This is a genomic window from Saccharospirillum salsuginis (assembly GCF_014651855.1).
GTDB classification, from domain to species: Bacteria; Pseudomonadota; Gammaproteobacteria; order Pseudomonadales; family Natronospirillaceae; genus Saccharospirillum; species Saccharospirillum salsuginis.
In genome coordinates this window covers 418,279-440,583 of sequence record NZ_BMXR01000003.1, presented here as the reverse complement: position 1 = coordinate 440,583, position 22,305 = coordinate 418,279, and the positions used below count along the sequence as shown (strand labels likewise).

Genomic DNA, 22,305 nt, shown 5'->3' with positions numbered 1-22,305 from the left:
CTCCCACGGCCCATGCCCCAACTCGACGCCGCTTCCCTGCCCCTCACCGGCCGCCAACTGATCGAAGCCAGCGCCGGCACGGGCAAGACATACAACATCACCCGGCTGTACATCCGGCTATTGCTGGAACGGGATCTGACCGCCGACCAAATCCTGGTGATGACCTTCACCAAGGCGGCCACCCAGGAACTGCGCGGCCGGTTGGGTGCGTTGCTCCGCCAGGCGCACGATGAGTGGGAAACGCTCAATGAACCGTTTTTCCATGAACTGCGCGAGCGGGTGAGGCCGGACAAGGCCCGAGCCCGACTCAACCAGGCCTTGCTGCATCTGGACGAGGCGGCCGTCTACACCATCCACGGTTTCTGCAAACGCGTACTCACCCAGCAGGCCTTTGCCAGCGGCATCAGTTTTTCGGCCGAGATGGAAACCGACAGCCGGGCGCTCATTCTGGAGGCGTTGCGGGATTGGTATCGTCAGGAAGCCGGTTCCGACCAATTCGCGGAGCTCTATCGATACTGGCCGACGCCCGAGCAGTTCGCGCAGGACTGGGACCGGTTGATCGCCGCCAGCGACCCGCTGCCGGAGCCCGAGGTGACCGATCCGCAGCCAGCCTGGGAGGCCTTCCGTGCCGCCTGGCCGGACGAGTCGGAAGCCTTCTACACACTGAACATCAAGTCGCGCAAGGGTGCGAACCAGGCTATCTGGCAGGACCATGCGCAGACGCTGACCAACCTCGCCGGGCAACCCTGGCCCGGTCAGATCCCCGACCTGTTCACGGGCGACTTCATCAAGCAGGCGTTCAGTACGGCCAAAAAGAAAGCTGAACTGCCGGTGCTGTGGCAATTGGTCAACACGCTGCGCGATCTGGCGTCCGAAACCAAGGCCCGACTGGCCTGGGCCGGTGTCCAGTACGCACGCCGGCATCTGGCGCAGGACAAGGACCGGCTCGATCAACTGGATTTCAACGACCTGATCGTGCTGCTGCGCGAGCGCCTGCAGGCGCCCGGTGGCGACCGGCTCGGCGAGATCCTGGCTCATCAGTTTCCGGCGGCGCTGGTGGACGAGTTCCAGGATACCGACCCGGACCAGTACGCCATTCTCGACGCCATTTACCGGCCCGGCCCGGGCCGGCAACCGCTGCTGTGCATGATCGGCGACCCGAAACAGGCCATTTACGGGTTTCGGGGCGGGGACGTCTTCGCCTATCTCAAGGCCCGTCACGACGCCGACGGTCACTGGGTTATGGGTAAGAACTTTCGCTCGCATCCCGACGTCATCCAGGGTTACAACCGGTTGTTCTATGGCCATCCCCTGCCGGTGCTCAAGAAAGATGAAGCCCCCACGGAATCCACCGAGGTGTTCGGTTTTGGTATCGGCTACACACCGGTCGAAGCCGGCAAGCCGACACTGGCGGGTTTAAACGATCCCGTTAAACGGGGCGCCTTGCAGTGGGGGCTGCTGCCCAAGCCCGACGACCAATCGAAAGGCTTCTCCAAGGCGACGATGGCGGACCTCGCCGACTGGTCCGCTCGCGAAATTCGCCGTTTGCTGCTTGAAGCCCGCTGGGAGGACCGGCCGGTGCGCCCAGGTGATATCGCCGTGCTGGTTCGGGACCGGAACGAAGCCGGCATTCTGCAGCAGACCCTGCAACAGTACGGGCTCGCCTCGGTTTACCTGAGCGCGCGCGACAATGTGCTGCAAAGCCCCGAGGCGGCCAGTCTGTCGCTGGCGCTGCAGGGCATTCTCGATCTGGAAAACGATCGCACCCTGGTCGCGGCCCTGGCGACCCCCTGGTTCGGACTGGACACCACGCAGCTGTTCCAACTGCAGCAGGATGAACACGCCTGGGCGCGGTTGCAGGCGGAAGTGACCGACTTGCGCGAACGCTGGTTGAACCAGGGTTTGATGAGCATGGCCCTCGCCCTGTTCCAACGACACGTCCATCCGCGCCCGGACCGCCACGAACGCACGCTGACCAACAGCCTGCACCTGCTGGAATTGCTGCAACAGGCCAGCCAGCACCATCGCCAGCCCTGGTCCCTGTTGCACTGGTTCGATCAGGCCCGGCAGGACGACGCCCTGGCCGCAGAGGCGCAATTGCGGCTGGAAAGCGATGCCGACCTGATCCAGGTGGTGACCCAGCACGGCGCCAAAGGCCTGGAATACCCCATTGTCTTCCTACCATTCGTCAGCTACGGGCGCTCGCCACGCCAGACGCCGATGCTGGTGCGCTACCACGACCGCACCGATTTCAGCGCGCGCCTGGCGCTGAATCCGAGCGATGAGGAAATCCAGTGGTGGGAGGAAGAACAGGCCGCCGAGGACATCCGCCTGCTGTATGTCGCGGCCACCCGCGCCGAGCAGCGTCTCTACATTCTGGCGGCGGCGTTCGACAAGGTGAATCGCTCACCCCTGGCCCGCTGCCTGAAGGTCGATTCGTTCGAGGCATTGAGCGAGTGCGTTCAATCCCAGGTGGACGAGGGAACGGCCGATCGGCTGTCCCTGGAAAACGAGTCCGAAACCAGCGAACCGGATGTATCCCTGTCGGATCGCCCCGAACCCGAAATCGCCCGTTTCACCGGCCGCATCGAACGGGACTGGTGGCTCAGTTCCTTCTCCGCACTGACGCGCAATGCCCGTCACGGCGGGCTGTCCAACCCCGACCGTGATCAGGACGAACCCGATTCGGCACCGACGCCCAAGGACAAACTGCCTCTCCGTTTCAGCCTGGCGCGGGGCGCCGAAGCCGGGAACCTGCTGCACGATCTGCTGGAAGGGCTGGATTTCGCCCATCCGGATTTCGAATCCGCGTTGACCGCCGCTCACTACCGCTACGACAACCTGCTCGGTCACCTCGACCAGGCCGATACCCAACTGACCGCCTGGCTGCACGATATTCTGGCGACGGAATTACCCAGTGGCGCCTGTCTGGCCGATCTCGAGTTGAACCAGACACTGCGTGAATCCGAATTCTACTTCCCGATGCGGGATCCCGATGCCAACGGCTCCGCCATGCGCTCGCTGGCCGACACCCTGCGGCGTCATCGCGAGGGTGAACCGGTCTTCCTGCCGGATCTGCGCCGTCTGAAAGGCATGATGCACGGCTACATCGACCTGATTTATCACTGGCAGGGCCGCTATTACCTGGTGGATTACAAATCGACCCACCTGGGCGATGCCCTGAACCGCTATCACGACGCAGCCCTGACCGAGAGCGTTCGTGGCAGCTATTACGACCTGCAGTATCTGATTTACGGGCTGGCGCTGCACCGCTTCCTACGGGTACGACTCCCGGACTACGACCCGGAACGGCATCTGGGCGGCGTGCACTATCTGTATCTGCGCGGTATGGCACCAGGGCATTCCACCGGAATCTATCACCGGCCGATGGATCTGGATGCCCTGAACGCGCTTGATCGACTCTTCGACGGCCAGACGGAGACGGTGTCATGAGGGACCTGTTGAGCTTGCGCCAAACGCTGGAAGACGTTGCCGAAGTCGATCTCTTCCTCGCCGAACGACTCTGTGCCTGGTTGCATTGTGACGAGGACTGGTTGTTCTACAGTCTGGTCGGGGTCAGTCACGCGCTCAGGCAAGGGCACAGCTGCCTGCTGCTCAGTGCCTGGGCCGGGCGGACCGAATGGGCCGTTGATGACCAGCCGGATTCGGGCTACCGCTTTCCCGCACTCGATGACTGGCATGCCCGGCTCAGCTCGCTCCCCATCGGCCCGGATGAGGACGCGCCGGTAGTCTACGAACACCAACGGCTCTATTTGCGCCGGTACTGGCGGTTTGAATGCGATCTCGCCGAGGGTTTGCGCCTGCGCCTGGACGCTCCGACGCAACCGAACCTCAAAGCCGCCCGTGAAGCCCTTGCCACCCTGTTCGATCTTGGCGGAAATCACACCGACTGGCAGGCCGTGGCCGCCGCCAATGCGCTGTTCAACCGCTTCAGCATCATCGCCGGCGGACCCGGCACGGGCAAGACTTACACCGTCACCCGCGTGTTGGCCCTGCTGGCCATGACGTTGCCCGACGCCCCCACGATTCGCATGGCGGCCCCCACTGGCAAAGCCGCACAGCGTTTGGGTGAATCGATCCGGGCCGCCAAGTCGGATCTCGGTGGTCGGGTCGATCTGGTCACGCTGGACGCCATCCCCGATGAAGCGACCACCCTGCACCGTTTGCTGGGTGTCATCCCGAACCAGCCCGGGTTCCGCCACGATGCGCGCAACCCGCTCGACATCGACATTTTGCTGATGGACGAAGTCTCCATGGTCGATCTACCCTTGATGGCCCGACTGTTCCGGACGTTGCCCGCGCATTGCCGGGTGATTCTGCTCGGCGATGCCGACCAGTTGCCCTCGGTCGCCGCCGGCAGCGTCCTCGCGGATCTCGCCGAGCGACCGCATCCGGGCTACAGTCCGACCCGGACCAAGGCACTGAAACAATTCGGCTTCACTGTCGATGCCTCCGGAAAGAATCCGGGCCCGGCCGATTATCTGAGTTACCTCTATCACAGCCGTCGCTTCGACGGCGAAGGCGGAATCGGCCGGCTCGCCCGACAGGTCATCGAAGGCGATGCGGACGGCAGCCTGAATACCCTGATCGCCGGCCATAATGACCTGGAGTGGGTCCCTACGGAGCGCATTCAAAACCGCATCTCCCGCTGGGTCGAGGACTGGTACCGCCCCATTGCCCACAGCCTCGACAGAGCCGCCGCCTTCGACGCCCTCTTCCAATTCCGGCTGTTGTGCCCCACCCGGGTAGGCCCCCTGGGTGTCGAAGCCCTGAACGAACGCATTCTGAAGATGCTCAATCCCGGCCGGGCGCCCTTTTTCAAAGGGCAACCGATCATGATTACCGAGAACCACTACGGCGTCGGGCTCTACAACGGCGACATCGGCCTGATCTGGCCGGACGACGAAGGCCAGTTACTGGCCTGGTTCCAGACCGGCGAGGAGCACCGCCCGGTCGCCCCCGGGCGTCTACCCCGGTTCGAAACCGTCTACGCCATGACGATTCACAAGACCCAGGGCTCGGAGTTCGAACGAGTCGCCATTATTCTGCCCGAGACGCCGATGGCGATGTTGAGTCGGGAGTTGATCTATACCGGGTTGACGCGGGCCAGGCAGTCCCTTGCTATTGCCGGGTCGGAGCCTGTGTGGCGCGATGGTGTCAAGCGGCGAGTTGAGCGGTTTTCCGGGCTTCAAAAAAGGCTCGTCGGAGACCAGCGGAACTGAGAGTCACATCCCAATTCCGATGCTCGGACCTGGCTATATCGCTGGACTGGACTATCATCTTAAATTCTCGACAATTGAACTTCAGGTGCCCGTTCATGTAGTCTACCGCTTCGTCACTGTCGACCGTAAAGACGAAGTCCTTCAATAACGGATGTACGACTCAAAGCCCGTATTCTTCTTGGAAGTATACGGCATCAAGGACCAGGAATGTCTAATCCAGATTCAGTTAACGTCATCATTCCCACTCTCGCTAAAGCGGAACGGGCCGACAGCCTGTTGCACTCGCTTGATATCCTGCGCCATCAAGTCAATGTACGGGCACAGCCAATCATCGTAATCAACGGCCAACAGTACGATCCCGACTTAAGTCGATCGCTTAAAGCAGATCCCGATCTCAAAGTGCTTGAGATAGACACTCCGAGTGTATCCCAAGCGCGTTTTGTCGGCCGCCAACACGTGAACACCGAATTCTTCACCTTTCTGGACGATGATGACGAATTCACGCAAGATGCCTTATCTTTACGATTGCTCCCTCTCAAAAATGATCCAGAGCTTGATGCCGTTGTCACTAATGGATTTGTTCGTAAGCTTGACAACCATCTATTGACATCAATCTTCAAATCTTTTCCATCGGGAACCACCTCCCCTGCAACAGCCCTGGTGAATGAAAACTGGCTCGCTTCCTGTGGTGGTTTGTTCAGAACATCCACCATAGGTGAACAATATTTCAAGGACCTCAAGGATTATTTCGAATGGACCAGCCTCGCCTTCGAACTGGCGAAACACGCCCGGATTCATTTTCTCGATCACAAGACGTTTATTGTCAATCAAACGCCGGCATCATTATCCCAAAGCCTGGAATACAAGCTTGAAGAGCCTGAGCTATTAAAATCTATTATCGGTTGCCAGTCTCTTCCCAAGAAAGAGACCGACATTCTAAAACTACGACTGTCCAGTACTTATAATCGCCTGGCGAACCATTTCCTTAAAGACGGGAAAATGCAACGCTCATTGTACTATCACTATAAATGTACCGTTGCCTCACGCCACGGATGGACCTACACGCCCTGGCTACGCCACTTCGTTCGACGTTTATTCAGCGGCAGGCAACCTTGATTTCGGGAATGAACCTCCATGATCCAATGACATTTTATTGAGCCACTGTTTAGTAATATGAGACAGTACGAGCGACCTGTTCATTGGTGATTGAAATCATGAAGACCGTCTTTTCCCCCCTACATCACCGCCGAACCGCCAAGACGGAGCTGGACGGCGGCATCCTCGTTGAGCCCTACGAATCGCCGTCCCGCGCGGAAACCATTCTCGCAAGGGTCATGGAACGTGAACTGGGACCCGTACTGGCTCCGGACAGCCATGGCCTGGACCCGATACTGGCTGTGCATACTGACGATTATGTCCACTTCCTCGAACACTGCTGGTCCGACTGGACCGCTGCCGGAAAGCCCGGCGAGGCCATTCCCGCCATCTGGCCGGGCCGAGGCATGCGGGCGCGGATTCCACAGGACATCGACGGTCGGATCGGTTATTACAGTTTCTCCGCCGAGTCCTCCATTACCGAGGGCACCTGGGACGCCGCCCGCACAGCGGCCGATGTGGCACTGACCGCCCAAGCCCTGATTCGCGACGGCGATCGGGCTGCGTTTGCCCTGTGCCGGCCCCCGGGACATCACGCCCATGCCGATTTGTTCGGTGGCTACTGTTTTCTGAACAATGCGGCCATCGCCGCCCAGGCTTTTCTGGATCAAGGCGCCAGGCGGGTTGCGGTACTGGATATCGACTTCCATCACGGTAACGGAACCCAGAGCATCTTCTACGGTCGTTCCGATGTTCTGACCGTCAGCTTGCACGGCAATCCGGACCTGGCTTTTCCCCATTTTCTGGGGTTTCCGGATGAAGAAGGGGAAGGCGAGGGAGAAGGTTACAACCTGAACCTGGTTTATCCCCCCGGCACCCCATTCGACGTATGGCAGATCGGTCTGGAAGAAGCCTGCAAGCGGATCCGGGCGTACGGACCTGACGCACTGGTGATCGCACTGGGTGTGGACACTTTCGAGGAAGACCCGATCTCCTTCTTCAAACTTAAATCAACCGATTACCTCCGGGTGGGAGAACGCTTGAGGCAACTAGGCCTGCCTACCTTGTTCACGATGGAAGGCGGGTATGATGTAGACGCCATCGGTACCAATGCCGTCAATGTTCTGGAGGGTTTCGAAGCGTGAACTACCGATTCACCGAATCGTTCAAGGTGCGGGATTACGAATGTGATCTGCAAGGCATCGTCAACAATGCAGTTTACCAGAACTATCTGGAACACACCCGGCACGAATTTCTGCTGCATCAGGGGATCGACTTCGCCGCATGGACCGAAGAGGGTATCCATCTGGTGGTGGTACGGGCGGAAATTGACTACAAACTTCCATTGACCAGCGGCGACCACTTCTATGTGGGTCTGAATGTCCACATGCGGGACCGGATTCGCTTTGTATTCGAACAGAATATCCACCGCAAAGTGGATGACCGCTTGTGCGTAGCCGCTCGCATCACCGGGACTTCCCTCAATCGCAAGGGCCGACCCGCAGCCATGCCCGACCTTGTTAATCGGCTTTGCACGTGATGCCGCAGTTCCCTGAATCTCATTTGAACTTCAATGAGGTCAATGCGTAACCATGATCCCCAAAAAAAAGCCGATGAAGAATCCTTCATCGGCTTATTAATCGCGGTATATTCCGGAGCTAGAACTATTCCACGGTGACAGACTTCGCCAGATTCCGCGGCTGGTCAACGTCCGTGCCTTTGATGATCGCTACGTGATAGCTCAACAGCTGCAATGGCAGTGTATAGAGGATCGGCGCCAATTCGTCTTCGACGTGCTCAAGCTCGATCAGTTTCGTGCCTTCGCCGTTATTGAACTTGGCCGCTCGATCGGCGAATACGTAGAGTTGGCCACCACGGGCACGCACCTCTTCCATGTTCGAACGCAGTTTCTCCAACAGTTCGTTGTTCGGCGCCACCACGATGACCGGCATCTCTTCATCGATCAGTGCCAGAGGACCGTGCTTCAACTCACCGGCCGCATAGGCCTCGGCATGGATATAGCTGATCTCTTTGAGTTTTAACGCCCCTTCCATGGCAATCGGGTACTGGCTGCCACGCCCCAGAAACAGGGCATGGTGCTTATCAGCGAAATCCTTGGCCAACTCGGCGATGGTGTCGTTCTGCTCCAGAGCGTTCTGAATGTCGCCCGGCATGGCACGCAGGCCGGTCACGATCCGAGCGATGGTCGCGTCATCGACGCCTTTGTGACGGGCCAGACTCAATACCAACAGCATTAGCCCCACCAATTGCACAGTGAACGCCTTGGTTGAGGCCACGCCGATTTCGGCCCCCGCACGCATCATATAGGCCAGATCACTTTCCCGGACCAGGGAAGAACCCGGCACATTACACAGGGTCAAACTGGCTTTATAGCCCAGCTCTTTGGCCTGCCTCAGAGCGGCCAGGGTATCGGCGGTTTCGCCGGATTGGGAAATGGTCACAAACAGTGCATTCGGGGGCACCACAGACCGGCGATACCGGAACTCGGAGGCGATCTCGACCTGACAGGGCACTCCGGCGATTTGTTCAAACCAATATCGAGCCACCATACCGGCGTGATAAGACGTACCACAAGCGATGATCTGGACATAGTCGATGCCGCTCATCAGATCGTTGGCTCCCGCTCCAAAAGCCTCGGTAACCACACCGGTTTCGGTGATTCGCCCTTCCAGCGTGTTGGTAATGGCTGTGGGCTGCTCGAAAATCTCCTTCAGCATAAAGTGCTTGTAAGGACCCTTGTCGCCAGCATCATGCTGAACATCGCTCTGCTGGGGTTCGCGCTCGACCGGTTGATCGTTGACATCGACAACGGTCACATCGCGCCGGGTGATTTCCGCCACATCCCCCTCTTCCAGGAACACGAACTGGCGGGTCACGGGCAACAACGCCAGTTGGTCGGACGCCACAAAGTTCTCACCAATGCCAAGACCGACCACCAGGGGGGAGCCCGAGCGGGCCACTACAATTCGTGAAGGATCGCGCCGATCGATGACGACGGTACCGTAAGCGCCCACCAATTGTTTACGAGCGCGTTGGACCGCCTGCAGCAATGAATCGGCCGTGCGCAGTTCGAACTCGATCAGGTGAGCGATGACCTCGGTATCGGTCTCGGAGACAAATTCAAAACCCGCTTCCTGCAGTTGAGTGCGCAATGCTCCGTGGTTTTCGATGATGCCATTGTGGACCACGGCGATGTTTTCACCGGACACATGCGGGTGCGCGTTGACCTCGTTCGGCTGACCATGAGTGGCCCAGCGGGTATGGGCGATCCCCGTACCCCCGGCCATAGGCTCTTGCTCCAGAGCCTGCGCCAGCTCCGAGACCTTACCGACCCGACGGACCCGATTCAGACGGTCACCATCAATGATGGCCACGCCGGCCGAATCATAGCCCCGGTATTCGAGCCGTCTCAGGCCTTCTACCAGAATTTCCGCGACGTCCCGCTGGGCGACGGCTCCGACAATTCCACACATAATGCTTCTCCTTTAAGGTTCCCTCCTGAACGGCGATACCGGTCAGGCCTGCGGTTTATACGACTGTCCGGGACCGAATCAATCGGCCTTTTCAGGACGCTTCCAATTCTCTATGGTGACCTGGCGCGATCGGCCCAGCGTCAGTTTTTCCGCCGGAGCGGTCTTGGTCAGTACCGTACCGGCGCCAATGAAGGCCCCATCCTCGATGGTGACCGGTGCGACCAGGGTGCTGTTGGAACCAATGAACACGCCACTGCCGATTTGAGTCAGGTGTTTGTTGACCCCGTCATAATTACACACGATGGTGCCGGCGCCGACATTGCTCGCCTCGCCCAACTCCGCATCCCCAATATAGCTGAGATGATTGATCTTGGAGCCCGGACCAATGCGGGCTTTCTTCAATTCGACGAAATTGCCGATCTTTGCCCGTTCAGACAAGTGGTTACCTGGACGCAGTCGGGCAAACGGACCCACGATGACACCCGCTCCGAGTTCGGAATCCTCGATGACCGTATGGGACTCGACTCGGGCGCCCTCGCCAATACGGACATTGCGCAGCACGACGTTCGGACCGATGGACACGTTGCGACCCAACTCGACCCAGCCTTCGAACACCACATTAATATCGATCTCGCAATCCGAACCCACAGTGACCTCGCCCCGGATATCGACCCGGTCCGGATCTCTCAGGGTAGCGCCACTCAACATCAGATGCTCCGCCTGCATGCGCTGGTAGTAACGCTCCAGTTGGGCCAATTGAATACGGTTGTTCACCCCCAGCGTCTCTTCGAGCATCGCCGGTTGTGTGGTTTCGACCATGATGCCTTCGGCCACGGCCATGGCAATGAGGTCGGTCAGGTAATATTCGCCCTGGGAGTTGTCGTTTCCGAGGCGGGGCAACCAGTCATGCAGCATCCAGGCTGGAACCGCGAGAATCCCGCTATTCACTTCCCGGATGGCTTTTTGGGCTTCGTTGGTGTCCTTTTCTTCGACAATGGCCTGTACCAGGCCATCGCCATTGCGCAGAATACGACCATATCCGGACGGATCGTCCAGGTTGACCGTTAACAAAGACATACTCCGGTCGCTGACCTGGGCCGTCAGGCGGGCCAGGGTCTCCGCCCGAATCAGGGGAACATCGCCATACAGCACCAGCACCACGCCCGCTGTCGGCAGTTCCGACAGCGCCTGGGCGACGGCGTGCCCGGTCCCCAATTGCTCTTCCTGCAATACCATCCGGACAGGCTGGTCCTTGAATTGGGCGCGGACCTGCTCAGCTCCGTGGCCTATCACCAGAGAAATGTCCGTGGCAAATTGACGAGCCGTATCGACGACATGCTGTGCGAGGGGCTTGCCGGCCAGAGGATGCAAAACCTTTGGCATTGAGGACTTCATACGGGATCCCTTGCCGGCAGCAAGTACCACTACGCTGACATCCATTGAGTGCTCCAACTGTTGATGTATCGGGGCATTGTAGTCCTGCCAATGGGGGCGACAAGGGTTTACTAGTCAGGATTTGAATGACAAAAGCCTGAAAACCCCGGTTTATGTCGTGTTTATGGGATTAACCGGGCAGTGTTCGACAAATTTTGTGATCCGATTCCTTGAGTCTTACATTAATTAACATTAGGGTTCCGCGTTAATTCGGAGACCCACAAGCTTCTGCGGCCCCTCCCACTCCCATCAACGCTGTTCAGGGAATGCAATTAGATGTCTAGACTGCTCAAACTGTTCGTTGTCCTTTGTATTGCCGGCTTGACCGCCTGCGATGCCGCGTTGACTGATATGAATCGAACGGGAAGTGTTTCTCTGTACTGGTCGCAACCCCTGGAACGGTCAGATGGCTCCCCCCTGGAACTGACCGACATTAAAGGCTATGAAGTTCGACTTTGGCAGGGTGAAAAGACTGAATATGAAACTATCTTCGTTGATGGCTATAGCGTCACGTCATATCACATCGAGGAAGTAAAGAATCCCAAAGACGTTACCGTTAGAATTGCTGTCGTGGACAACAACGGCATCTACAGCGATTTTGTCACTGCTCAATAAATTACTCCTGATATAATTCCTCTTCGGTGCCATACAATTGGCACCTTCTCGATAGATAAAAGTGTATTACAAACCGACAGTTATTCGGCTATACTGACCTCGTCAGAAATGGAACCTCGGCTCAGGGACTTCGTGCTATGGGATTCAGCGCCGTTACCATCATCGCCTACCTCAGCGCCTTCTCCCTATCCTGTTTATTGACTGTCTTCCTGTTGCGGGCCGGGCTGCAGGAACGCTGGAAGCTGCCGCTCAGCCTGGCCGCCCTGGTTCAGACCCTTTGGCTGGGCGTATTGACCGCCTCTCTGCTCTACAACAGCGTTTCCGAAAAACTCCTTCTCTCCCTTGAAAGTACCCAATTGACGGCATGGCTCGTCGCTTTCGGCTTTACATTAAAGCAATTTCGCCAGGAACCCTGGCCACCCCGATTGAAACTGCTGATCGGTCTCGGCCTTGCCGTCTGGCTCACCAGCTTGCTGGACATCGCCACCGGGCAATACTACGGGGCAACCTCCATCGCCTTTGAGCTGTTGCTGCTGTCCATACTCTGTTTGGTGTGCCTGGAACAACTGGTGCGCAATGCCAATGGTGGCCGCTTCATTCGACTGATCGGTCTAAGCCTGGCACTGGTGTTTCTGTTCGACGTTTATTTGTACTCTCAGGGCATGATCAGCCGGTCTCTGGATCTTCTGCTCTGGCAAGCCCGGGCAGCCTTGCTGATGGCCGCTTCGTTCCTGATCATCAGCGCCGGCCTGCTGTTCCGGGATAACGACGAGGAACCGGCCAGTCTCGGTTTGTCCCGACCAATGGTGTTCTATTCAACCTCCCTGTTGTTGACTTCCTGCGGGGTTTTGCTGCTGGCTTTGGGCAGTTACTATGTTCGTACACTCGGCGGTGAATGGGGTATATATCTATTCACGCTGATGTTCTTTTTCGCACTGGCGGCATTGTCGGCCTTGTTTTTGTCCAACCGGATACGCCAGTCCATCCAGGTCTGGATCAGCAAGCACTTTTTCCGCCACAAGTACGACTACCGGCGTGAATGGCTGAACGTAAACCAGGCGTTGGCCAAAGCGGCCACCGACAGGGAGGTATACGCCACGGTTTACTCGGTCGTGGCCGCCGCCTTTCATGCCAGTGGAGGGTCGGTATGGGTACGCCGGGGACCGTATTACCGGCGTGTTCACGATCGCAGCAACCGACCGGACGCCCAGGCAGCGACCGTAGGCGTTGGCGATGCCTTTATCGGCACCATGGCGGACAAGCAGTGGGTATTCGCACCCAAGGCACATGACGGCCCCCTGACCCATTACAACGATCAACTGCCGGACTGGATTGTGAATGACCCCGACATCCAACTGCTCGTTCCGTTGATCACCCAGCAGCATTTGGTGGGCTTCGTCATCCTGGAAAGAACCACGTTCGACAGCGACCCGACCTGGGAAGATCTCGATATCCTGAAAACCATGGGCCGCCAATTGGCCAATCACATCCTGATCTACACTCAGGAAGCCATGTTGTCCGAATCCCGGCAACTGGACACCTACCACAAGTTATCGGCTTTCATTATGCACGATATGAACAATCTGATTGCGCAGCTTGGACTTGTGGTGAAGAATTCGGAGCGACACAAACAGAATCCCGCCTTTGTCGACGATATGATCCGCACCGTCAGTCATTCGGTTGACCGTCTGAATCAATTGATGCAGAAGTTCAGTCGAACCCATCGCGATGTCATATCGGAATTCTCGATTCTGGAAGCGGTTCGAGCCAGCATTTCAGCGTGTGCCAGCGGTAAGCCCACACCCCAACTGCTGTTTTTCGGTACCGACTACTTCCTGAAAGCGGACCGGGATCGTTTTGTACTGGCCCTCAAACACCTGATCAAGAACGCCCAGGATGCAACCGACAACGAAGGATCGATCGAAGTCCGCATCGAGACCTACACGGACAACCTGACTTCAATCCAGATCATCGATACCGGAATGGGCATGACACAGGACTTTATCGATCAACAGCTGTTCAAGCCCTTTGAAACCACCAAAGAAGGCCAGGGGATGGGTATTGGCGTCTATCTGACACGCAGTTACCTGGAAGAGCTGGGCGCCTCTCTGGAAGTCGAAAGCCAGCCCGGTGTCGGTACCACCATGACCATTCACCTGGGTCAACCCAGAACGGACGGAGCAACCAAATGGACAAGCCTGACAGAGTCATACTGATCATCGAGGATGACGAAGGGTTGCAGAGTCAACTGAAGTGGCATTTTGACGATTTCGACACGACAATCGTCTGTGTCAGTGACCGTGAGGCCGCATTGGCCGCGGTACGACAGCACGAACCCATGGTCATTATCCAGGATCTGGGCCTGCCTCCCGACCCCGAAGGTGTCAGCGAAGGATTTCGTTGCGTGTCGGATATCCTGTCGCTTACCGGCCAGGCCAAGATTATCGTCCTGACCGGTAAGGATGATCACAACAATGCATTGCGTTCTATTGAGCTGGGCGCATTCGATTTTTACATCAAGCCGATCGATACGGACCAGCTCGATCATGTCGTCAACCGGGCTTTTCATGTCTCGGAACTCGAATACGAGAACAAGATGCGATCCAGCGCCCAAGGTACGGTCGGCGGCATCATCACCAATCATCCGGACATGCTCTCGGTGTGTCGATTGGTCGAGAAAATCGCGCCCTCCGAGGTTACCTGCACCTTGATCGGCGAGAGTGGCACCGGCAAAGAGGTTCTGGCCAAGGCATTGCACAGCTTGAGCCAACGTTCGGGAGAATCATTCGCCGCCATCAATTGCGCCGCTATTCCGGAGAACCTGATGGAAAGCGAGCTGTTCGGCCACGAGAAAGGCGCCTTCACCGGAGCCGACCGCACCCGACCCGGACGCATCGAGGTCGCCGATGGCGGGACTCTGTTCCTGGACGAAATCGGCGATATGCCTATGCCTTTACAGTCGAAACTGCTGCGTTTCCTGCAGGAAAGGGTCATCGAGCGAGTTGGCGGTCGCAGCGGCATTCCCGTTGATGTGCGGGTCATCTGTGCGACCAATAAAAACCTTGAATCGATGGTCAGGGAGGGCACCTTTCGCGAGGACCTTTTCTATCGAATAGCCGAGATGGTGATCGACATTCCACCCTTGCGAGACCGGCCCGGAGACAAGGCTGTTCTGGCCCGGCATTTCCTGACCAAGTATGCTGTGGACCGCTATGCGGGCGTTACCGGATATACCGACGAAGCCATTGCCTCGATAGAAGCCTACGACTGGCCCGGAAACGTCCGCGAGATGGAGAACAAGGTCAAACGCGCCATCGTGCTGGCCGACAGCAAACACATCCGCAGTTCGGATCTGGGCCTGAAACAGCAGGAAGACAGCCATATTGGATTGAACCTGAGGGATGTCCGTCAAACCGCGGAACGCAAGGCCGTCATGCAAGCATTGTCGATTACCAATAACAACATTTCAGCGGCCGCGAAGTATTTGGGAATTACGCGACCGACTCTGTACGATATGATCAAAAAATACGCCTTGAATCCAGACAACCCGTCCATATCGAGGGATCGAACATGAGTACTCTTTGCCGGTTATTCATTGCCAGCGCCGCCTGTCTTCCATTGCTAATGACTTCCGGTTGTAACCTTCAGTCCACTGAATCGGAAGCCACCGAGCACATCCAGCGCAGTGAAACCTACGCCAATCAGGGACAATACCGCGCTGCCTTTCTGGAAGTACGCAACGCGATACAGAAGGAAGCCGCCAACGTCAAACACGCTTTGGCTCTGGCGAATCTCTATCTGGAAGTCGGCGCCGGAGAGCGAGCGTCCGACTTGTTGAAGCCCTGGCAACAGGACTATTCCTCCGATGTCGGGCTGACTCTGGCCGAAGCCTATGTCCTTCAGGGCAAACACCTGTCCGCGCGTGAAACCCTGACCGACTTCGCCCCCCGCAATAATGAGGAGCGAGCAAGACACCTTTGGCTGCAGGCCGAGATCGAACGGCTAGCCGGGAATACCGCGACGGCTATCGACCAATACCGCTCTCTTTTGAACGATCAGCCGGATAACCCGGAGGCCACCGCCGGGCTCGCGAAAGGATTGATCCATCAGGGCAATAATCTGGAAGCGCTTGAGCAGCTTGAACAGTGGCGGACCCAAAACGGCGACCGCCCCGAACTGCTTTATCTCCAGGGGCTTATTCACTATCGACTGAACGAGCTGGATGCGGCGGCCAGTGCGCTCTCAGACGGGTTATCCGCCATGCCGCAGTCCGATATATTCCTGCCCATACGACGTCAAACCATGGGTTTGCTCTCCAGAACCCTCACAGAGCAGGGCAAACTCACCCAGGCCCAGGTCTACAACAAGATCCTGGCGGACAATACGAACAATGATATGCGGCAGAACACCGAAGCCGCTCTGGAAGCCATCGGCCAGGGTGATCTGGATACGGCCCGACTGACCCTGGAAGATCTGATCCAGCAAAACCCTGACAACGACCTGATCGCCATGTTGCTGGGCGCGGTCAAACTGCAGCAGGGTGAACTGGCAGAAGGAGAGTCGCTCCTGGCCGATAACATCGACGCCGAAACCTCTCCGGTACCGTTCATCCGCCTGGCCACCATGGCCCAGATCGACAAAGGCAAACGTGACCAGGCGTTGGCGACTCTTGAACGATCACTGCTGGCCAGACCCACGGATGTCGACCTGCTGGCCATGCACGGCATTTTGGCGTTGACACTGCCCAACAAGGCCAGCGAGGGTGTTGTGAGCTTGAACAAGGCGTTGCAAATTGATGACAGCCGAACCCGGTTGAGGCTCGCTTTGGCACAATACTATGTGCAACACGACCAGGTGGAGCAGGCACTGGGACAACTGCGATCCGCCTTCTCGCAGGCGCCCGGTGATTGGCCGACCACGAACTATTACGTCCACCTGCTGATGGAACAGGGCCATAAAGCGGAAGCCAAAGAAGTCAAAAACACCTTGATTGAAACCCGCAACGATGACGCCAATGCCGCTGTTCTGGCCGCCTTGACGGAATTCCGTCTGGGTGAGACCGACAATGCCATCCGTCGACTTCAGGATCAGGTAACGGCCAAACCGGACTGGGTAATACCACATCGTGCGCTTGCCACCATTTACCAGGAGCAACAGCAAACCGACGCCGCCATCAATGCCTACCTGAGAGCAGCCGAACTGGAACCCGATTCATTTGATTCACTGCAAATGGCCGGTCGTCTCTACGCGACCCAGCACAATCCCGATCAGGTGGCGGAATGGTTGATTCAGCTCGGCGACCAACGGCCGGAACTTGCCGTGCCCGGGGCGGCTCTGGGCGCTCAAATCCGCGTGCAACAAGGCCGGTTCGACGCCGCGCGCGCTGTCCTGGCCCAATACTCCAGCAACGACAGTGACATGCTCGATCGAGTCAATGCTCAACTCGCTTCCGCTGAAGCGGAACAGGCAGCCCGGGCACAGGAGTGGGCAACGGCCCGTGCCAAAGTGGCTGAAGCGATCAGTCTCCGGCCGAACGATCTCGGCTTCAATCTGCTCCTGGTTCGAATTGTCACCGCCGAGGGTGAGCATGCCGAAGCCCAGCAACTGCTGGACAGCATCGAGAACAAATTTGGCCAGACCGCTCCGGTCATGCTGACTCAATCCCTTGTTCTGCGACAAACCGAAGGAGAAGAGGCCGCGCTCCAGTATCTGCAAGAGCAGTGGCGACAAGATCCCGAGCCCGAATTGGCGCCTGAAATGATCCGTCTTGCGCATCGAACCGGAGCGGAGAACACGGAGCAATTGGCCATGGAGTGGGCCGAACGCCAACCCCAGTCCGCGGGACCCTGGGTCGCCTTGGCGGACATCCAGCTCAGCCAGGGCAAAGCAGTCATGGCCGAGGCCTCCTATCGTAAAGCCCTGGCCCGTGACCCCGCACACATCGCAGCCATGAATAACCTGGCCTGGCTGATCCGGGAAAGGTCACCGGAAGAGGCGTTGAACTTGTCCGGTGAAGCCGCCCGCCTGGCACCGTCAAGCGCCGCAGTTATCGATACACATGGCTGGATCCTGCATTTATCGGGACAAAATCGCCAGGCCGTGGAAATTCTACGGCGAGCCAGCCAATTGGCGCCGGATAATGCCGATATCGCCAATCATCTGAAAACGGTGGAAGCAGCACTTTGACCACTGTTGGATAATTTTACAGGTCATACGCAGGTATGGCCTGTATTAGGCCCACCCACATCGAAATGGTGTCGATATTTCTTACACCCAGCTACCTATCTCCCACTGAAACCCTGAGAAACAAGGGCATTCTAGAGGTTGGCATGTGATTCGCATCACACTTGGGAGGCGCAAATCCTGAGACTTGCGTCACATCGCCAAACCTCTCGTGAGAGTGGGACGGAAAGCCAAGGGTCTCTATGAGACAGCCTGGTTGCACTGTGGATTTGATATCTTTCCCCAACCTTTGGAGATTTTAAAATGGACCTTAAGAAGGTATTGATTCTGAGTGGGGCCATGGTACTCAGTGCTGCGGCACATGCCGTACCGACTCTGGACAATATTTACTCCGGCGCACCGAGCCTGGGCGGCAGCGCTGCGGAAAGCTTCAGCGTGACCGATACCGATGGTTACGAGGATGACTTCTTCGCGATGATCACCCTGGAACAGGCCGCTTACGAAAGCAATATGGGCATCTATTCGTACTCGACCGATGCCATGGGCAACATCGTACTCGGCGACACACTTCAGGTGTTCGATGCCGCTGATGAAACCGGCGCCATCCAAACCGTCAATTTCGACCTGTTGAACGATATTGCCTTCATTGACAACGATGGCACAGCCGGTCTGTCCATCGGTGACGACCAAGCCGGCATAAGCGGTAAGAAATTCGGTTTCTACCTGGATGTGACCAATACCGGTCACACTTACTACTCGCACACCGCCCTTAACGGTGACGGATACGACCATTTGGGCGTCTACGAGACCAAGGGCCAAGGCGGTTCGACCAATGCATGGGATCTGGTCCTGGCTTGGGAAGACATCTGGAATGGTGGTGATGAAGACTTCACCGATATGGTGGTCGGTCTGCATGACGTAATCGCCGTACCTGAGCCAGGTACTCTCGCCTTGCTGGCCATGGGCCTGTTCGGTCTGGGTGTGGCGCGTCATCGCCAGAAAGCCTGACCCTTGCAAATCTGTCCTGACAGGTAAATAAAAGCCAGCCGCCGAGCTGGCTTTTTTGTACACGGATGTACTCGTCCCGCGGAGCGCGGGAACGAATTTGTGTCGCCCCTTGGGGTGAGTAAAGATAACTCCGTTTTCCAGCCAAGTGGCTGACCGCAACGCTTTAACACGCTACTCTATCGTCCAGAGGCAAGCTTTCGCATTATGAATCAGCTGTTCTAGGACGATACCGAATGTTAAGGACTTCACTGCATAATCTGCCGCGTTCCTGGCCCTTTCTGCTCTCGACCCTTTTGGCGGTGGTGCTTTTCGCACCCACTTGGTTGCGTCTGTTCGAACTCTGGTTGAGGTTTGATCAGGTCCTGGCCCACGGACTACCCACCTTTCTTCTTTATCTGGGCCTGTTAATCGTACACCCGCCCCGGGAGAGCAAGCCCGAACCCTACTTCCGGGTCCAGAAGTCCAATTGGCCCATTCTGGGCAGTCTTTTCCTGATCACCGCTACGCTGAGTTGGGTCGTACTGGAACTGGTCAACATCGACACATTGTCCTACCTGATGCTGCCCTTCGGCATTGCCACCGTCACCTGGGTGATGCTGGGCTTCCACGCTGCAATTCGTCTTGTTCCGCACCTGCTGGTTCTGTCCCTGTCGCTACCCTTTTGGGGAGACCTAATTGCACCGCTGGTCTCCCTGGCGAGTCTGGCTGTGGGTAAGATCGTGGGCTGGATGGGTATGACCGCCTTGATCGAGGGAAGCAGCATCACCCTCCCCTACGGCCGGCTCTTGATTGCCGATGGCTGTTCCGGAATCCGATATTTCGCGATATCCATCCTATTGGCTGCCACTATCGCCTTGTTGAACGACTACCGCTGGCGCGGCTGGCTGACGGCCATTGCTTTGGCCGGGGCACTGGGCATTCTCTCGAACTGGGTACGCATCACCGGCTTGGTCATAATAGGCTATCAAAGCGAAATGCAGAGCAGCTTGATGCAAGAACACGAAACCTATGGTTGGTTAATCTATGCAGTATTCGCTTTGCCTGCGCTGTATCTGGCACCGGTAAAACGACGCGAACCATCGACGGCACAATCGATATATCGGACCAACAAGACAGGCTGGAGCTCGATCCTGATCGCGGTCCTTGTAGGCCCCGCCCTGCTGGCGTTCGCCCAAGGCAGTGTCGACAAACAACCAGCCTGGATTGTAGTCAATGAGCAGTTCCGCACCAACAGCCATGGCCGGCCACCCTTGCCCATTAACATCCCGGATATACTGCAATCGGAGCAATACCACATTCCGGATCACGACATTTGGCTCAACCTGGCACAGTACCAACGGGATCACAGCGATAAAAAGCTTGTGCCTTATATAGGGAATTCGGTGGATTCCGACCTTTGGCAGCAAATGTCGGCTCCCAAGTCGCAAAACGGAGATATTAGACTGTACCGGAATGTCATCAACCAAAAACAGGTCGCCGTGGCCCAACGGTACAAAGTCAGCCGATTCTCAACTGACAGCTACCGTGTTGCGAAATTGCTGCAAATCCCCGGCACATTCTTGAATGACAATCGTTTCGCATTAGTGACATTACAGACTTCATGCCATTCGCTTTCCTGCCAGTCTGAAATGGACCGACTGTCCGATGTCCTGGCCAACCTGAGACTGGAAACAAGAGCGCCATGAAGTGCGCAATACCTATGCCCGTCATCCAGCGAATACACCAGGGGGGGGCATCGTAAATGTCGGTGACCCAGGGCGTATTGAAGAGCTCCGGTTTCCTGGTGGCGATTCAATTTCTGCAGCGAACGCTGGGTATCATCAGCACCTTGATCCTGGCACGACTGTTGGCTCCGGAGCACTTTGGCATCGTGGCTCTGGTGACCATTGCGCTGCAGTTTTTTGAATTGCTGGTCGAAACCGGCAATCAGCAATACATCGTTCAAAAGGACAGCGTCGTCGACGACGACTTGAACACCGCATGGACCCTGGATATCCTGATGAAATCCGGTATCGCCGTGCTGATTATCATCGCTTCACCCGCCCTCGCACGATACTTCGAAACTCCAGCCCTGACCTCCGCATTGCCGATTGCAAGCCTCGCTTTACCGATTCGGGCGCTGAAAACGCCGGAACTGATGTTACTCGCCCGAAACCTGAACTACCGGCCTGTATTCTGGCTGAACCTTTGGCAAAAAGGAGTGGCCTTTGTCTTTGTAGTTGGCATCGCACTGGTACACGCCAGTCACTGGGCAATCATCATCGGCAACCTTATCTCAGCCGCCATTCTGGCGCTTGGATCTTATCGTGTCTGTGCCTATCGACCCAGTATGAGTCTGAAACGGGTTTGGCAACAATGGCATTTCTCCCGCTGGCTGCTGATGCGTGGTCTGGTCGGTTTCACGCGCTCTCAGATCGACAATTTGATGGTTTCCAAGCTTTTCGGCTCCAGTTCGCTCGGCGGATACAATCTGGTAAGGGAGCTGTCCATTCTACCGGCGGTTTCAGTGATAATTCCGATGAGCCAACCCTTGCTGGCAGCTATCGCCCAAGGGCGCGACGACCCCGCAATACTGGCCTATCGCATCCGCTTCTCCCTCGCCTTGGCGACATCGATATTGCTACCGGTCAGTGTTTTCATGCTGGCCTATCCGGAACTCATTGTCACCGTACTTCTGGGCCAGGATTGGCAGCCCTATGCTCATTTAATGGCCGCTTTCGCACTGTTTTTCATTACGTTCTGCCTCTTCGCGTTGATCAGTGATGCGGTGATAGCGTTGGGCCGCGTCAAATCATTGTTTATTTTTGATCTTAGCTCCACAATTCTCATCTTTACGATCCTGTGGTTGTGGGGTAGAGACTCCCTCTGGAATATGGCATGGCTCCGGGGATGGCTGGCCATGGCCACGACTTTGGCACTGTTGGTCGTGTTGAATCGATGGTCGGCGCTGGGACTGCGACGCTACCTCTGGCTCTGTCTTCCATCGGCGCTGGGCTGCCTGTCCGGACTGGGATTATCAGAGTGGACGAGCAACTATGCCACAGGGGGGTTGCCTGGGTTGATGTTACTGGGGGCCGTGTTCATGGCTGGCTGGGCCGGTACAACACTCACGTTGCTAAACGTAGCCTATGCACGATCGGAGGAATTCAGACACGCCCGACGATTGGTCGAATTGGCCTTGCTTCACCGGCCGTTTCGGCAACGCACAACCTCACATTGATCCCTTTATGAGT

The 22,305-nt window shown here is 57.1% G+C and carries 14 protein-coding genes and 1 riboswitch; of the genes, 12 read left to right on the top strand and 2 right to left on the bottom strand.

Annotation, left to right across the window (positions count from 1 at the left end):
* The first annotated feature begins 12 nt into the window (after nt 1–12).
* The 5 genes from recB to IE111_RS08160 all read left to right on the top strand — a co-directional run bounded on the left by recB (nt 13) and on the right by IE111_RS08160 (nt 7,878).
* On the top strand, nt 13–3,453 hold the full coding sequence (gene recB, locus IE111_RS08180; protein WP_189608057.1) for an exodeoxyribonuclease V subunit beta: 3,441 nt from the start codon (nt 13–15) through the stop codon (nt 3,451–3,453).
* Nucleotides 3,450–5,243 (top strand): exodeoxyribonuclease V subunit alpha, encoded by a 1,794-nt coding sequence (gene recD, locus IE111_RS08175; protein WP_189608056.1) that lies wholly within the window; start codon nt 3,450–3,452, stop codon nt 5,241–5,243. Before recB ends, recD begins: the two co-directional genes overlap by 4 nt.
* A gap of 207 nt (nt 5,244–5,450) precedes the next feature.
* Nucleotides 5,451–6,359: a glycosyltransferase family A protein gene (locus tag IE111_RS08170; protein ID WP_189608055.1), complete on the top strand. Its 909-nt coding sequence runs from the start codon at nt 5,451–5,453 to the stop codon at nt 6,357–6,359.
* 98 nt (nt 6,360–6,457) lie between these two features.
* On the top strand, nt 6,458–7,483 hold the full coding sequence (locus tag IE111_RS08165; RefSeq protein WP_189608054.1) for a histone deacetylase family protein: 1,026 nt from the start codon (nt 6,458–6,460) through the stop codon (nt 7,481–7,483).
* Nucleotides 7,480–7,878 carry an acyl-CoA thioesterase gene (locus tag IE111_RS08160; RefSeq protein WP_189608053.1) on the top strand — a complete coding sequence of 133 codons (399 nt, stop codon included), beginning with the start codon at nt 7,480–7,482 and terminating at the stop codon, nt 7,876–7,878. Before IE111_RS08165 ends, IE111_RS08160 begins: the two co-directional genes overlap by 4 nt.
* A gap of 124 nt (nt 7,879–8,002) precedes the next feature.
* Here IE111_RS08160 and glmS read toward each other — a convergent pair whose 3' ends face one another.
* Nucleotides 8,003–9,832, bottom strand: coding sequence for a glutamine--fructose-6-phosphate transaminase (isomerizing) (gene glmS, locus IE111_RS08155; RefSeq protein WP_189608052.1), 1,830 nt, complete (start codon nt 9,830–9,832; stop codon nt 8,003–8,005).
* 78 nt (nt 9,833–9,910) lie between these two features.
* Nucleotides 9,911–11,272: a bifunctional UDP-N-acetylglucosamine diphosphorylase/glucosamine-1-phosphate N-acetyltransferase GlmU gene (gene glmU, locus IE111_RS08150; protein ID WP_189608051.1), complete on the bottom strand. Its 1,362-nt coding sequence runs from the start codon at nt 11,270–11,272 to the stop codon at nt 9,911–9,913.
* 270 nt (nt 11,273–11,542) lie between these two features.
* Between glmU and IE111_RS08145 the strand changes: the two genes are divergently transcribed.
* The 7 genes from IE111_RS08145 (at nt 11,543) to IE111_RS08115 (ending at nt 22,292) form a co-directional block, all read left to right on the top strand.
* A complete protein-coding gene (locus IE111_RS08145; RefSeq protein ID WP_189608050.1) occupies nt 11,543–11,881 on the top strand; it encodes a fibronectin type III domain-containing protein in 339 nt (112 codons plus the stop codon).
* Nucleotides 11,882–12,018: 137 nt separating this feature from the next.
* Complete coding sequence (gene prsK / locus IE111_RS08140; RefSeq protein WP_189608049.1) at nt 12,019–14,097, top strand: XrtA/PEP-CTERM system histidine kinase PrsK; 2,079 nt, start codon at nt 12,019–12,021, stop codon at nt 14,095–14,097.
* A complete protein-coding gene (gene prsR, locus IE111_RS08135; protein ID WP_189608048.1) occupies nt 14,070–15,455 on the top strand; it encodes a PEP-CTERM-box response regulator transcription factor in 1,386 nt (461 codons plus the stop codon). The genes prsK and prsR overlap by 28 nt, the downstream gene beginning before the upstream one ends.
* A complete protein-coding gene (locus IE111_RS08130; protein ID WP_189608047.1) occupies nt 15,452–18,067 on the top strand; it encodes a tetratricopeptide repeat protein in 2,616 nt (871 codons plus the stop codon). The genes prsR and IE111_RS08130 overlap by 4 nt, the downstream gene beginning before the upstream one ends.
* 186 nt (nt 18,068–18,253) lie before the next feature.
* Nucleotides 18,254–18,328: riboswitch (cyclic di-GMP riboswitch) on the top strand.
* Nucleotides 18,329–18,367: 39 nt separating this feature from the next.
* Entirely contained in the window at nt 18,368–19,072 is a 705-nt protein-coding gene (locus IE111_RS08125; protein WP_189608046.1) for a DUF4114 domain-containing protein, read from the top strand.
* A gap of 233 nt (nt 19,073–19,305) precedes the next feature.
* Entirely contained in the window at nt 19,306–20,757 is a 1,452-nt protein-coding gene (locus IE111_RS08120) for an exosortase/archaeosortase family protein (RefSeq protein ID WP_189608045.1), read from the top strand.
* 56 nt (nt 20,758–20,813) lie between these two features.
* Complete coding sequence (locus IE111_RS08115; RefSeq protein ID WP_189608044.1) at nt 20,814–22,292, top strand: oligosaccharide flippase family protein; 1,479 nt, start codon at nt 20,814–20,816, stop codon at nt 22,290–22,292.
* Nucleotides 22,293–22,305: the final 13 nt, after the last annotated feature.

Coding starts and splice junctions, on each gene's coding strand:
- IE111_RS08115 (WP_189608044.1), top strand. CDS start 20,814: ATGTCGGTGACCCAGGGCGTATTGAAGAGCTCCGGTTTCCTGGTGGCG.
- glmS (WP_189608052.1), bottom strand. CDS start 9,832: ATGTGTGGAATTGTCGGAGCCGTCGCCCAGCGGGACGTCGCGGAAATT.
- prsR (WP_189608048.1), top strand. CDS start 14,070: ATGGACAAGCCTGACAGAGTCATACTGATCATCGAGGATGACGAAGGG.
- IE111_RS08130 (WP_189608047.1), top strand. CDS start 15,452: ATGAGTACTCTTTGCCGGTTATTCATTGCCAGCGCCGCCTGTCTTCCA.
- IE111_RS08145 (WP_189608050.1), top strand. CDS start 11,543: ATGTCTAGACTGCTCAAACTGTTCGTTGTCCTTTGTATTGCCGGCTTG.
- recD (WP_189608056.1), top strand. CDS start 3,450: ATGAGGGACCTGTTGAGCTTGCGCCAAACGCTGGAAGACGTTGCCGAA.
- IE111_RS08165 (WP_189608054.1), top strand. CDS start 6,458: ATGAAGACCGTCTTTTCCCCCCTACATCACCGCCGAACCGCCAAGACG.
- glmU (WP_189608051.1), bottom strand. CDS start 11,272: ATGGATGTCAGCGTAGTGGTACTTGCTGCCGGCAAGGGATCCCGTATG.
- recB (WP_189608057.1), top strand. CDS start 13: ATGCCCCAACTCGACGCCGCTTCCCTGCCCCTCACCGGCCGCCAACTG.
- IE111_RS08170 (WP_189608055.1), top strand. CDS start 5,451: ATGTCTAATCCAGATTCAGTTAACGTCATCATTCCCACTCTCGCTAAA.
- IE111_RS08120 (WP_189608045.1), top strand. CDS start 19,306: ATGTTAAGGACTTCACTGCATAATCTGCCGCGTTCCTGGCCCTTTCTG.
- prsK (WP_189608049.1), top strand. CDS start 12,019: ATGGGATTCAGCGCCGTTACCATCATCGCCTACCTCAGCGCCTTCTCC.
- IE111_RS08125 (WP_189608046.1), top strand. CDS start 18,368: ATGGACCTTAAGAAGGTATTGATTCTGAGTGGGGCCATGGTACTCAGT.